At 62.8% G+C, this 13,552-nt stretch carries 8 protein-coding genes; 7 read left to right on the top strand and 1 reads right to left on the bottom strand.

The genetic code is table 11. From position 1 onward, the window contains the following. The first annotated feature begins 71 nt into the window (after positions 1 to 71). The 5 genes from LVD10_RS13715 to LVD10_RS13695 all read left to right on the top strand — a co-directional run bounded on the left by LVD10_RS13715 (position 72) and on the right by LVD10_RS13695 (position 7,621). Positions 72 to 2,093 carry an acyltransferase family protein gene (locus LVD10_RS13715; RefSeq protein ID WP_233005970.1) on the top strand — a complete coding sequence of 674 codons (2,022 nt, stop codon included), beginning with the start codon at positions 72 to 74 and terminating at the stop codon, positions 2,091 to 2,093. An 81-nt stretch (positions 2,094 to 2,174) separates the two neighbouring features. Further along, positions 2,175 to 4,733 (top strand): ATP-dependent helicase HrpB, encoded by a 2,559-nt coding sequence (gene hrpB / locus LVD10_RS13710; RefSeq protein ID WP_237063988.1) that lies wholly within the window; start codon positions 2,175 to 2,177, stop codon positions 4,731 to 4,733. 61 nt (positions 4,734 to 4,794) lie between these two features. After that, the gene (locus LVD10_RS13705) at positions 4,795 to 5,442 is read left to right on the top strand and encodes a DUF1294 domain-containing protein (RefSeq protein ID WP_237063986.1); all 648 of its coding nucleotides are present in this window, start codon (positions 4,795 to 4,797) and stop codon (positions 5,440 to 5,442) included. A 150-nt stretch (positions 5,443 to 5,592) separates the two neighbouring features. Continuing rightward, positions 5,593 to 6,813 carry an acetyltransferase domain-containing protein gene (locus tag LVD10_RS13700; RefSeq protein WP_237063983.1) on the top strand — a complete coding sequence of 407 codons (1,221 nt, stop codon included), beginning with the start codon at positions 5,593 to 5,595 and terminating at the stop codon, positions 6,811 to 6,813. 319 nt (positions 6,814 to 7,132) lie between these two features. Beyond that, positions 7,133 to 7,621, top strand: a complete 489-nt coding sequence (locus tag LVD10_RS13695) for a hypothetical protein (protein ID WP_233005966.1) — start codon at positions 7,133 to 7,135, stop codon at positions 7,619 to 7,621. Between the two features lie 156 nt (positions 7,622 to 7,777). On the opposite strand, the gene gcvP is transcribed toward LVD10_RS13695, so the two are convergent. Beyond that, entirely contained in the window at positions 7,778 to 10,669 is a 2,892-nt protein-coding gene (gene gcvP / locus LVD10_RS13690; protein ID WP_233005965.1) for an aminomethyl-transferring glycine dehydrogenase, read from the bottom strand. Between the two features lie 570 nt (positions 10,670 to 11,239). Between gcvP and LVD10_RS13685 the strand changes: the two genes are divergently transcribed. Further along, positions 11,240 to 12,961 (top strand): GGDEF domain-containing protein, encoded by a 1,722-nt coding sequence (locus tag LVD10_RS13685; RefSeq protein WP_233005964.1) that lies wholly within the window; start codon positions 11,240 to 11,242, stop codon positions 12,959 to 12,961. Positions 12,962 to 13,204: 243 nt separating this feature from the next. Continuing rightward, positions 13,205 to 13,492 (top strand): hypothetical protein, encoded by a 288-nt coding sequence (locus tag LVD10_RS13680; protein ID WP_233005963.1) that lies wholly within the window; start codon positions 13,205 to 13,207, stop codon positions 13,490 to 13,492. Positions 13,493 to 13,552: the final 60 nt, after the last annotated feature.

The raw sequence follows: 13,552 nt of genomic DNA, 5'->3' as shown, positions 1-13,552 counted from the left end.
GCGGCAACCGCAGGGACTGCATCGGGGGATCCACACAGGGATCCGCAAGTAACGAGCCAATCTGGATAACGATGACAGTGAACAGTGGTTACCGCCGGGATATCGACGGGTTACGGGCGCTGGCGGTGCTGCCGGTGGTTTTTGCCCACGCGGGCCTGCCGGGCTTTTCCGGCGGCTTTGTCGGGGTCGATGTTTTCTTTGTCATTTCAGGCTACCTGATTACCGGCATCCTGGTGCGGGAAATCCGCCAGGGGCGTTTCTCCCTGGCAGATTTTTACGAGCGCCGGGCGCGGCGGATCCTGCCGGCCCTTTTCACTGTACTGTCCGCCACCACCCTGGCCAGCTGGTTGGTGCTGCCGCCCGACCTGCTTGAGGGCTATGCACGATCGGTGCTGGCCACGGTGTTCTTTGTCTCCAATTTCTGGTTCTGGCGCAGTAGCGGTGACTACTTTGGCGCTTCGGCGGAATGGGAACCACTGCTGCACACCTGGTCGCTGGCAGTGGAAGAGCAGTTTTATGTGTTTTTCCCTCTGCTGTTGTGCCTGCTGGCGAGGCGATCCGGCTGGATGCTGGCGGTGGTCGCGCTGCTCTCCCTTGTTTCACTCTGTGCCTCGATGTGGGCCACGCAGGCCCAGCCATTCGCAAATTATTTCCTCACGCCCACGCGTATCTGGGAGCTGGGCCTGGGCGCCCTGCTGGCACTGGGCGCAGTGCCCCGTTGCGGGCGCCGTATCGTGGTGGAGGTGGTGGCCGCCGCCGGATTGCTGGCTATCGCCTGCAGCGTGGTTGCCTATGACAGCGCCACGCCATTTCCGGGACTCGCGGCACTACTACCCTGCGGCGGGGCGGTGGCCCTGATCTGGGCGGGCGCGCAGCGGCCGGTGTTTGCCACCCGCCTGCTGTCCCTGCCGGTTTTTGTCGGTGTGGGGCTGGTTTCCTATTCCCTGTACCTGTGGCACTGGCCGGTGCTGGTATTTGCGCGCCTTATCCACGGCGCGGCGGAATTACCGCTGCTCTCCGCCCTGCTGGCGGTGGTGGTGGCCGGAGGGCTGGCGTACGCCAGCTGGCGCTGGGTGGAGGGGCCCTTTCGCCGTCGCGGCGGTCGTTGGGGTTCACGCCCGGCGATTGTGCGGGCCGGGAGTGTGGCGGCAGTGGCGCTGGTGCTGGTGGCGGTGATTATCAACAGCGGCAAGGGGTTTCCCGGCCGGCTGCCGCCGGAGCTGCTGGCGATATATACCGAGGCGGTGGAGCGTACGCCGCGGCAGGAGCGCTGCATGGGGCGTTTGCCGGACGAGGGGTTGTGCCGCTTTGGTGACACGGCGGCGGACGGGCTTGCGGATGTGCTGATCTGGGGCGATTCCCATGCCGGAGCCTTCCTGCCCGGGTTTGATCTCTGGGTACGGGGACGGGGCCAGGCAGGGCTGGCGGCGGTCAAGTCTGCCTGCCCCCCATTGCTGGGGCTGGTGCGGGCTGATAAGGGTGAGTCCCATCGCTGTGACTTGTTCAACCGGCAGGTGATGGAATTTCTCGAGGCTCGGGATGACCTGGATACCGTTATCCTGGTGGCCCGCTGGGCACAGGCGGTGGAAGGTACACCGGCACCGGGAGAGGGCGGTGACAATGCGGTACTGCAACGCTCGGCTGATGCAGGGAATGATGGCCTGGTGGCCGGCGATGACCATCGCGAGACTAACGCGGAGCTGGTGCGGGGCAGCCTTGCCGACACCGTCCGGCGTATCCGGGCCACCGGGCGCCGGGTGTTGATTGTGAAGGGGGTGCCTGAAGTGGGTTTCTCTGTACCCCTGGCAGTGATCAACGCGGAATTTATCGGTACGTCGCTGGAGCACGCACCCACACGCAAAGAGGTCGAGCGTCGCAACCGTCGTGCCAACCACATTATCGACACCATTGCCGCGGAGCTGGGGGCGGACCAGGTCAGCCCGGTGCCGGAGCTCTGTTCGTCCGCCTGCCGAATCGAGGAGCGCGGGGTGCCGCTCTATCGCGACGATGACCACCTGAGTGCCTATGGTGCACGCAAGCTGGTGCCGGGACTGCTCGACCTGGCACTGCTCGATAGCACCAGCCGGGGCTGAGCCTGCGGGAGAGATCCCGCATCCGTTTCCCGGCCCCAATCGCGGACGCTGGCAGGCGGTAAAACCGATATAATCGCGCCCATGCCGGAACTACCGATCAACGCCGCCCTGCCGGACCTCCTCGCAGCACTGGCGGGCCACAACAATGTCGTTCTGCAGGCGCCCCCCGGTGCCGGCAAGACAACCGCCGTCCCCCTGGCGCTGCTGGAGTGCGGCTGGCTGGCGGGGCGCAATATCATCATGCTGGAACCCCGCCGGCTGGCGGCGCGCACCGCGGCCAGGCGTATGGCCTCGCTGCTCGGTGAGCCGGTGGGCCAGACCGTCGGCTACCAGGTTCGCGGTGAGCGACAGGCCGGGGCAGGCACGCGCATCCTGGTCGTTACCGAGGGCATACTCACCCGCCTGCTGCAGTCGGATCCGGAGCTTGCCCGGACGGCCCTGGTCATCTTCGATGAATTCCATGAGCGCAACCTGCAGGCGGACCTGTCACTGGCGCTCTGCCTGCAATCCCAGGAAGTCCTGCGCGAGGACCTCAAGCTACTGGTGATGTCCGCCACACTTGATGCGACGGGCGTGGCAAGCCTGCTCGGCGGTGCGCCGGTGGTGAGCAGCGAGGGGCGCAGCTATCCGGTGGAGACCCGTTACCTCGCCCCCCGGGAAGTGGTGGAAGACGCGCGCCAGTTGCCGGCGCTGATGGCGCGCAAGATCGGCGAACTGCTCGCTGAGGCCGGCGGCAGCCTGCTGGCTTTCCTGCCTGGTGTAGGCGAGATCCGCAGGGTGGGGGAGCTGCTGGCGGAAAGGGCCGGGGATGAGGTTTTCAACGATGTCGATATCGCCCCCCTGTACGGGGACCTGGGCCGGGAACAGCAGGACGCAGCCATTGCGCCCGCCCCGCAGGGGCGCCGCAAAGTAGTGCTGGCTACCAACGTGGCGGAAACCAGCCTGACCATTGAGGGGATTTCACTGGTGGTGGATTCCGGCCTGATGCGCGAATCCCGTTTCGACCCCAACACCGGTATGAACCGGCTCGAGACCACCACTATTTCCCGGGCGTCCGCCACCCAGCGTTGTGGCCGCGCCGGGCGACTGGGGCCCGGCACCTGCCTGCGCCTGTGGACCGAGTCGCGCCACGGGGGGCTGCCAGCCAAGAACACGCCGGAAATCCTCAACAGTGACCTGGCCCCGCTGGTGCTTGAGCTGGCGCAGTGGGGCGTGAGCGACCCGGATGAGTTGCAGTGGCTGGACCTGCCGCCGCCGGGGCCGCTGGGCCAGGCCCGCGACCTGCTGCAGCGTCTGGAGGCCCTCGACGCCGAACTGCGCATTACCGCACATGGTGCTGCGATGCTGGCACTGGGGACCCACCCGCGGCTCGCCCATATGATGCTGCACAGTTGCGACTGGGGCCTGCAGCGGGAAGCCTGCCTGCTGGCGGCGCTGCTGTCGGAGCGGGATATCTTTCGCGGCGAGCGACGCCTGGACCGGGACCTGCACCGGCGCATGGAATGGTTACTCGAGGGGGGCAAAGGGGACGGCACTGTAGATCGCGGTGCGGTGCAGAGAATCCGGCAGCAGGCCAGGACCTGGCAGGCACAGCTCGCCCGGATGGATGGATCCACTGCTGGTTCCGGGGGAAGCGCCATCGATACGGCCGACCGCACCGGACTGTTGCTGGCACTGGCATACCCGGACCGCATTGCCCGGAATCGCCATGACCGCGGCCGCCGCTTCCTGCTTGCCAGTGGCCGCGGGGCGCACTTCTCCCACGATGATGAACTGGCTGTAGCCGATTACCTGGTAGTGGCAGAGCTGGACGGGCAGGGGCGCGACGCGCGTATTCTGCTGGCTGCGCAGATCCCCGGCGAGTTATTGCCGGAATATTTCCCCCACCTGATTGAACAGGAAGAACAGGTCCGCTGGGATGACCGGGTGGGCCGGGCCGTTGCCAGCGTGCGCACCTGTCTCGGCCGGATCGTACTGGATGAAAGAGCGGCCGAAAATATTTCCCCGGATGCACTCAGCCGTGCATTGCTCGATGCGGTCCGGCAGAAGGGACTGGGGGTATTGCCCTGGACACGCGAGGCGAATGCGCTGCGCGCACGGGTGGGGTTCCTGCGGGCCCAGGCCGACAATTATCCCGACCTGCTGGCGGGCCTGTCACTGCCCCGGTGGAATGATGACTGCCTGCTGGAGAGCCTGGAAGACTGGCTGTTGCCACACCTGGCGGGGATGCGTAGCCTCGAGCAATTGTCCGGGCTCAACATGCACGGCATTTTTCAGGGGCAGCTGGAATGGGCGGACCTGCAGCAGATTGATGAGTTTGCACCCACGCATATTGTCGTGCCCAGTGGCTCGCGCATGCCGATCGATTACGGGGAGGATATCCCGGTGCTGGCAGTGCGCCTGCAGGAGTTGTTCGGGCTGGCACAGACACCGGCGATCCTGCAGGGCCGGTTCGAACTAATGATTTACCTCTTGTCGCCAGCACAGCGGCCGGTACAGGTTACCCGCGACCTGGCAAGCTTCTGGCAGAATACGTACACGGAAGTCAAAAAGGAATTGCGCATCCGTTACCAGAAACATTACTGGCCCGATGATCCGCTCAGTGCACAGGCCACCAGTAAAACCAGGAAACGCATGTGACCCGGTCATTGCCCGGTTGGTCCGGGGGAGGCCAATCAGGCTGCAGAGGGAGGAATGGGCGATGAACAGTGGTACTGGCACCATTGTCACCTGGGACGACGCACGGGGGTTTGGCTTTATCGAACCGTCCGGTGGCGGCAGGCAACTGTTCCTGCATATCCGCGATTTCAGCCGGCAGCATCGGCGGCCAGAGCAAGGATTGATCGTGAGCTTCGCTGTTTCGGCTGACGACCGGGGGCGGCCACGCGCCATCCGGGTGAGGCCCCGACGGGGACATCACCGCCCTGTCGTTGCGGGCGGCCGGGGCGGTCGTGCAGTTCTATTCTGCCTGGTTTTCTACACGGTACTGGCCGCATTGGTGCTGGCGGGGCGGTTTCCGCCACTGGTGCCACTATGGTTCCTGGCACTGGGCCTGCTGACTTTTGTGCTCTACGCGAAAGACAAGTCGGCGGCACGTAACGGCCGCTGGCGCACGCCGGAGAACACCCTGCACCTGTTTTCAATCACCGGCGGCTGGACCGGCGCGCTCGTGGGCCGGGAAATATTCCGGCACAAGACATCCAAGGCGTCTTTCCGGATGCTGTTCTGGTTAACCGTGCTTGGCAACCTGGGGGCGCTGGTATGGCTGCTGTCGCCCGCCGGCAGCGGTACACTGGCCTACCTGTGGGCGCTCTGGCAGGACGTCCAGTATTTTACCGGCTGGGGGTAGGCTGCGTGCCGGCCGGGTGTAATTGCCTGGGACCGGCGAAACTTGCACTGCGTGCAGAAATTGGTTTCTGCTTGGGGCACAAACCAGCAGGCCTGCGATTCCCGCGTCAATCAGGAAGTATCCCAAAATTTAGAACAACGGGTGCTTGCCATGCAAAATCCTGCTACTCCTGCGGCTGCCGTCGGGCCGCTAACGTCCAGGCCCGCTGCGGAGGCCTCTGATACCCGGGCCGGGCGGCTGGTGTCGGTGGACTTTGCCCGGGGCCTGGTGATGGTCATCATGGCCCTGGATCACGTCCGCGACTTCACCACCGCAGCGCGCTTCGCCCCTGAGGAGCTGGGGGAGACCTCTCCCGCCTACTTCTTTACCCGCTGGATTACCCATTTCTGTGCGCCATTGTTCGTACTCCTGGCGGGAATGGGAGCCGGGTTTATGCGGGCCAGCCGCTCACCGCGGGAGTTGAGCCTGTTTCTGCTCTCCCGGGGATTCTGGTTGATCCTGATCGAGCAGACGGTAATGTCATTTGGCTGGAGTTTTGTGCAGCCACAGGGCTACGCACTGGTGTTGACGACCCTGTCGATGATCGGTTTCTGCATGATCTTCATGGCGCTTTTCATTCACCTGCCGCGATATCCCCTGCTGGTGCTTAGCGTCGTCATTATTGCCGGGCACAACCTGCTTGATGGTCGCCTTGTGATGCCGGAAGAGGGGCCACCGCCGGTCTGGTATGCGCTGCACGAGGATATCTTTACCCGTATTGCCGGCCTCCCGCTGGTGGTGGTCTACCCGCTGCTGCCCTGGTTGGCGGTGATGCCGCTGGGTTACCTGCTGGCCGGCCTATACCGAGAGCCCGCGGTGCGCCGCAGGAGGGTACTGCTGGCCCTCGGTTTCGGCGCAGTGGTGTTGTTCCTGGTTCTGCGCGTGGGCAATTTTTACGGTGACCCGGTTCCCTGGATGTCGCAGGCGAGCTATGGCATGACCCTGGTGTCTTTCTTCAATGTCGATAAATACCCGCCATCACTACTGTATCTACTCATGACCCTGGGGCCGGGGCTGCTGTTGCTGGCCTGGTCCGAGCGCCTGCGGGGCCCGCTGGTGGATATCATCAATACCTTCGGGCGCGTGCCTTTTGCCTATTACATCCTGCATATCTACCTGGCCCACCTGCTGGCGCTGGCCATCGCCCAGTGGCAGGGATTTGGCTGGCGTGCCGCAGCGGGAGGCTGGTGGGGGCTGCCGGACGGTTACGGGGTTTCCCTGCCAGCGGTCTATGTAACCTGGCTGGCGGTCGTCGCACTGCTGTATCCATTCTGCCGCTGGCTAGCAGGGGTCAAGGCGCGGCGCAGCGACTGGTGGTTGAGTTATCTGTGAACACACCCGTTTTTACGGGGTTAACGCACGTCTCGTCCCAGCCCGAGAGGCAAGATCACATCCGGAGGCTCCCTTGTTCCCAAGCAGACGTCCCGCCCTCTTGTTGCTTGCATTGATAGTCGCACTTCCCGGATGTGCGCCGACAAGGATTCACCTGCACACGAAGTATTTACCTGAAGACCGGGTCCTCCAGGTAACCCAATCCCTGGAATCGTCAGGTTTTGAAGTCATTGCCCGCGATAACCGCCATCCCGCCACGTTGCTTGGCAGTATCCTGGTATACCAGCCGGGCAGGTTTTCGGAGAGGCATGTTGCCAAAGTGACTGAAGCTGTCGCAAAAAGCGGTTTTTCCCTGAATGGGGCCTATCCTGCAGAAGTCAGCGGCCATCGCTACACCGAGGGTAATATGGGGTTATACCTGGTGGATAGCGCGATGACCCGGGTTGACTGGGATGGTCCGCGACAGGGGGAGGTTGAGTTCTCCATTACGGACTTCGAGCTGAAAAGCACGGACTGCGAGCGTCGCTACCTGTTCCGCTTCAAGGAGAGTGGCGAGCTGGCACTGAACGAGCTGACGGCAGGGAAAAGCGCGAGGGAAGGCTTGCGATGGGAACAGGAATCCCCCGCGTCGATCGCTGTTTATGATGGCCATGATAAATACCTGTTCCGCTACCTCCGTTACCAGCGGGAGAGGACCAGCGGGAACAGGGAAGCCCGGGACTATTTTGTAGAGCTGGAGCCGGAAGGGTTTTATCCACTGCCGTATGCCTGCAGTTTTCGTGCAAAGCTGGGTGCACTGGTTTATTAGCGCTAGCGAGAGCCTTGAGAATTACTTCAGGGGCAGCGCGGGAAATGAAACCGGACCCGGGTCGTGTGCCCTGGTGATTCACGGGTGACGATACCGCAAAAAAAATGGCGAGCTGTTTGGCTCGCCATTTTTATTGTTCCCCTTATTTGCGCGGGGTCAGTCCATGTAGCTCTCTACCGGCGGGCAGGAGCAGATCAGGTTGCGGTCACCGTAGACATTGTCGATGCGGTTGGAAGCCGGCCACACCTTGTGTTCCTTCAGCCACGCTGCCGGGCGCCCCGCTACATCGCGGGAATAGCCGTGGGCCCACTCGTCGACCATCACGTCCTCGAGAGTGTGGGGGGCATTGTGCAGCGGGTTGTCCTCTGCGCTGTACTTGCCATTGGCTACATCTTCCACTTCCTGGCGAATGGTGGCCATGGCGGTGACAAAGCGATCCAGCTCCTCGCGGGACTCACTTTCCGTGGGCTCGATCATCAGGGTGCCGGCCACCGGGAAAGACATGGTGGGCGCGTGGAAACCGAAATCCATCAGGCGCTTGGCGATATCTTCCTCGGAGATGCCTGCCGATTCCTTGAGTGGCCGCAGGTCCACCAGGCATTCGTGGGCAATAAAGCCATTGGTGCCGGTATACAGCAGGGAATAGTGCTCGCTCAGGCGCTTGGCCACATAGTTGGCATTGAGGATCGCCACCTCGGTAGCACGCTTCATGCCGGTCTTGCCCATCATGCGGATATACATCCAGCTGATCGGCAGGATGCTGGCAGAGCCCCAGGGTGCCGCGGAAATGGTGCCATTGGCCGTATCGGTCTCCGGTACCTCGCTGACCGGGTGGCCCGCCAGGTAGGGCTTCAGGTGTTCGCCGACGGCAATCGGGCCCATGCCGGGACCGCCACCACCGTGGGGGATACAGAAGGTCTTGTGCAGGTTCAGGTGCGAGACATCACCACCGAACTTGCCCGGTGCGGCGACACCAATCAGTGCGTTCATGTTGGCGCCGTCGATATACACCTGGCCGCCGGCATTGTGGATCAGCTCGCAGACATCGCGGATGCCTTCCTCGAACACGCCGTGAGTGGACGGGTAGGTGACCATCAGCGCGGCGATGCGATCGCCGTGTTCTTCCACCTTGGCCCTGAGGTCATCCATGTCCACGTTGCCCTTGTTGTCGCAGGCAACTACCACCACCTTCATGCTCACCATCATGGCGGAAGCCGGGTTGGTGCCATGGGCAGAGGCGGGAATCAGGCATATATCGCGCTGGGTCTCGCCCCTGGCCTCGAAATACTTCTTGATCGCTACCAGGCCGGCATATTCACCCTGGGAGCCGGCATTGGGCTGCAGGCTGACGGCGTCGTAGCCAGTACAGGCGGCCAGCATCTGCTGCAGCTGGCGGAACATCTCGGCATAGCCCTGGGCCTGGTCAGCGGGGGCAAACGGGTGCAGCTTGCCGAATTCCGGCCAGGTCACCGGAATCATCTCCGCAGTGGCGTTCAGCTTCATGGTGCAGGAGCCGAGCGGGATCATGGAGTGATTCAGTGCGATGTCCTTGGACTCCAGCATCTTCAGGTAACGCAGCATCTCCGTTTCGGAGTGGTAGGTATTGAAGACCGGGTGGGTCAGGAACTCGCTTTCGCGAACCAGGGCCGCGGGGACGCCCAGGGGGCCCTTGGCGGCGATCTCACTGTCGAGCTCGTGCAGGTCCAGGCCGTGCTCGCCACCGGTGAAGGCCTGCAGGATGTCGGACACATCAGCGAGGCTGGCGGTCTCGTGCAGGCTGACACCCAGCGCGTCCTCACCCACCTTGCGCAGGTTGATCTCCGCATCCAGGGCGCGCTGGTAAATGGCATCGCGCTGGTCACCGGCAGTGATGGTCAGGGTGTCGAACCAGCTGTCGTGTGCCAGGTCGAAACCCTGCTTTTTCAGTCCGGCGGCGAGGATGTCGGCCAGGCGCTGGATGCGCGTGGCGATGGTCTTCAGGCCCTCGGGGCCATGGTAGACAGCGTAGAAGGCGCTCATCACCGCCAGCAGTACCTGGGAGGTACAGATATTGGAGTTCGCTTTCTCGCGGCGGATATGCTGCTCGCGGGTCTGCATGGCCATGCGCAGGGCGCGTTTGCCCTTGCTGTCCACGGAAACGCCGATGATCCGGCCGGGGGCGGAGCGCTTGTAGGCCTCGCGGAAGGCGAAGAAGCCTGCGTGCGGGCCACCGTAGCCCATGGGAATGCCGAACCGCTGGTTGCAGCCAACCACTACATCGGCGCCCATTTCACCGGGTGCTTTCAGCGCCACCAGGCTCATCAGGTCGGCGGCCACGGTTACCAGGCCATTGGCCTCGTGCACCTTGTCGATGATGCCGGTCAGGTCGCGCACTACGCCGGTGGAGCCAGGGTATTGCAGCAGCGCGCCGAACAGCTCGGCCGGCAGGTCCTGCTCCGGGTTGCCTACCACAATCTCAAAGCCGAAGTGCTCTGCGCGGGTCTTCACCACCGCGATCGTCTGCGGGTGGCAGTCCCCGTCCACGAAGAAGATGTTGGACTTGTTGCGCTTGGCCTGGCGCTTGCACATCGCCATGGCCTCGGCGGCGGCGGTGCCCTCGTCGAGCATGGAGGCGTTGGCCAGCTCCATCCCGGTGAGGTCCATGATCATCTGCTGGAAGTTCAGCAGGCCCTCAAGCCGGCCCTGGGCAATCTCCGGCTGGTAGGGGGTGTAGGCGGTGTACCAGCCCGGATTCTCCAGCACATTGCGCAGGATGACATTGGGTGTAATCGTGTCGTGGTAGCCCATACCGATAAAAGTGCGGTAAATTTTATTCCGCTGGGCCAGCTGGCGAAGCTCACCGAGAGCCTCTTCCTCATTAACCGCGTCGTCCAGGGCCAGTTCGTCCTGTTTGCGAATGGAGGCGGGGACGGTTTTCTCGATCAGTTCATCCAGGCTGGCCACGCCGAGCGTTTCCAGCATCTCTTTGATCTGCGCCTCGTCGGGTCCGATATGGCGGTGAATGAAGGCGTCGTGTTGTTCCAACTGCAGCAGAGATGGCTGGGTCATAAACGTCGTTTCCTGTATCGCAGGGATAGGTCGCTGGAATTGCGCCCGCCGGCGGGGTCTGGCACCGGTTAAAAAAATAGCAGAGCGGCCCGGGCGCCATTTGCGTACCGGGGTTGCCGGCACGGACGCGGGATCGCTGCGCGGCGGGATGGCCGCGGTGCCACGGGGAGTGGCAGCCTGCTGCTCGGGGCGCTTGTGGGCCTCGTGAGCCGCGCGCATCTTAGCAATCGCCGGGCTGCCGGGCAATCGGCGGATCTGCAGCGCTGGAAAAGCTATTTTGCGCTGATTTTTGTGATTTAAATCCAGAAACGACCGAGTTGGCGCTATTTTAAACTGCTATGGGCCGCCTCGCGGGAATCACGGCAGGGTGGCTTGATCATACTTGGTATACCCGGAGGGAGCCGGCTCCTGCCCCGGGGCAGGTTGCCCACCGGTGCGATTTGGGTAATGGGCAAGGGCATCCCCGGGCTGAAAGACCACAACAGAGAATAAATGACCGGTTAGGGAATGGCCGGTGGGAGCCGCGGGGCTCCGTATCCAATCAGGGCAGAGGCGGGAGTTGCGAGGGATATGCAATTACACAGTCTGCGGTTCAGGGTCGGCATATTTTCCCTGGCACTGGTCATCGCCATGTGCCTGTTCTTTATTTGGCTGGATCACCGCAGCCTGCACTCCCTGCTGGAAAAGAACCGCGAGGGTCGTTACCTCACCTACCAGTACCAGATTTCCGGCCTGCTGAAACAGTCGCGCGAAGACCTGAACCAGCTCACCGACCTGTTTGTGCTGTGGCGCGGTGGGCTGGCACCCAATTCCGATATCCTCCACAAACTGTTTGACCAGCAGTGGGAGCATCTGCGCGACAGCTGGGGGCTGGAGTCCCTCAAGCTATACAGCCCGGGCCAGAGACCGCCGAGGGTATGGGGCGCGACCACCCGGCGCCTGACGCCGGAACAGGTCCGGGATGTGATCGTCAGCGGCGAAACACGGGAGTCGGTCTATTGTGCCGAGTCCTGTGTACAGAGCCTGGTAATGGGTATTACCGCCGGCGACCTGTCAGAGGAATATGTCCTGCAGGTGGACCGCTCCCTCGCCGATGAGCTGCTGGCATTCCGCCAGATCACCGGCTCCGATATCGGCATCCTGTCGGCGACCGGTGACGAAGGGGACAAGGTGGTCGATGCCTACCTGGATGGCTGGAGCCGGTCTGTTATCGCCCTGACTTCGCACGAGCGGATGATGCCGCTGTTGCGGGAGGTGGCAGCGCAGGGGGCGCAGGTGCCGGAACTGCGGTTCTCGGGCAGTTATGACTTTGGTCCGGCCAGTTACGATGTCCGCACCTTCCCGTTGCAGGACGGCAACCCCGGTGGGGCCCGCTTTGTCATCATTGACGATGTAACCACACAGGTGCGCCATATCGAGGACTCACTCAAGCTGCTGTTCTGGTTTGCGGCACTGGGTTCGGCCACGTTTATCGCCGCACTGGTGGGAATGTTATGGAGCCCGATTTTCCGGCTGCGTCGCCTGGCCGAAGCGCTGCCGCTGCTCAGTGATGGCAATTTCGACCGCGCGCGGCAACTGATTCGCCCGGTGCGCAAACCCCGGACCCACTTCGATGAGATAGACGTACTGGACTATACCGGCCTGGCGGTCTGCGACCAGCTGGAGGTGATGAAGGAAATCGTTGCGCAGAATACCGCCGAGCTGGAGCATATCGCCATGCACGACACGCTTACCGGCCTCGCCAACCGCCATGCACTGGTCGACAAGCTCGAGCAATACCTGCACAGCGAGTCCCACCTGCAGAACACGGGGTATGTCTTTTTTATCGACCTGGATGATTTCAAGCGTGTCAACGATTCCCTGGGGCACCAGCGTGGCGACGACCTCCTGCGGGTGCTGGCCCAGCGACTGGTAAGCGTGGTGCGCCAGGGCGATACGGTGGCCCGACTCGGCGGTGATGAGTTCTGCGTGTTTGTGCCCTCTGCCGGCGGCGATGATGCCTGCCGTGTGCTGGCGGAGAAGCTGCTTGGTGTGGTGGCACAACCGGTGAAAATTGGCGACCAGGTGCTGCGGGTGACTCTCAGTATCGGCATTGTTGCCATTCCGGAACATGGGCACACGCTCGAGGCGATCCTGCAGCGGGCCGATGTGGCCATGTATCACGCAAAGTATCGCGGCAAGAACAATTACCAGATCTATTCCGACCGCTTATCCTGTATCGAACACCTTTCCACTGGTCGGCGCCGGGGGCAGGTACCTACGGCCATAGCCGGCAACGATGATAAATCCTGAGGCCTGTGCCTCTCGCCGGGCATCGCCGGTAACTGCCTGAACCTGGGCGCCGCTTTATCCGGGCGCGCTTTTTACTGCCAGTTGGCGCCACTCCCCTCCAGCGCCTGTCGCGCCATATTCTCCTGTCGTCTATGTTTTAAGTTAACGGAAAGTGAATTCCTGCCCCCGCAGGGATTCCACAAGCATAAAGACGACTCCCTGCCAGTGAACGGTGGGAAGAAGAATATCGACGGAACGTAAGCCATGGCCTGCAGGATCTACTTCGCCAGCGACCAGCTGCTGGTGAGCCACCTCTACACCCTCCTGGAGAAATCGGGAATCCGGGCGCTCACCCAGCAGGCGGCGGTGGATGTGCCGCAGGAGGAATCGGGTCCCGTAGCCTGGTACTCGGAACTGTGGATTATGCAGGATGGCCAGTTGGCCAACGCCCAGGAAGTATTGCGCAAGGTGCTCGACGGTGAGACTGTCGCGCCCGCTGTACCAGTGGCGCGGCACCGTGCAGCCGATTCGCGGCCAGTTACCGGCGCCTGAGATTACGGAAAACTGTCCCGGATGCCCGGGGTACCCCTGCCAGTTCCCACGATCCCCCCT

Origin of the sequence: Microbulbifer zhoushanensis (assembly GCF_021729055.1) — a bacterium.
GTDB lineage: Bacteria > Pseudomonadota > Gammaproteobacteria > Pseudomonadales > Cellvibrionaceae > Microbulbifer > Microbulbifer zhoushanensis.
The sequence above is the reverse complement of the archived record's forward strand: the minus strand, read 5'-3'. Positions and strand labels throughout refer to the sequence as shown.

Bases quoted from the DNA above. Each gene is read 5' to 3' on its own strand.
- LVD10_RS13715 (WP_233005970.1), top strand. From the start codon at position 72: ATGACAGTGAACAGTGGTTACCGCCGGGATATCGACGGGTTACGGGCG.
- hrpB (WP_237063988.1), top strand. From the start codon at position 2,175: ATGCCGGAACTACCGATCAACGCCGCCCTGCCGGACCTCCTCGCAGCA.
- LVD10_RS13705 (WP_237063986.1), top strand. From the start codon at position 4,795: ATGAACAGTGGTACTGGCACCATTGTCACCTGGGACGACGCACGGGGG.
- LVD10_RS13700 (WP_237063983.1), top strand. From the start codon at position 5,593: ATGCAAAATCCTGCTACTCCTGCGGCTGCCGTCGGGCCGCTAACGTCC.
- gcvP (WP_233005965.1), bottom strand. From the start codon at position 10,669: ATGACCCAGCCATCTCTGCTGCAGTTGGAACAACACGACGCCTTCATT.
- LVD10_RS13685 (WP_233005964.1), top strand. From the start codon at position 11,240: ATGCAATTACACAGTCTGCGGTTCAGGGTCGGCATATTTTCCCTGGCA.
- LVD10_RS13680 (WP_233005963.1), top strand. From the start codon at position 13,205: ATGGCCTGCAGGATCTACTTCGCCAGCGACCAGCTGCTGGTGAGCCAC.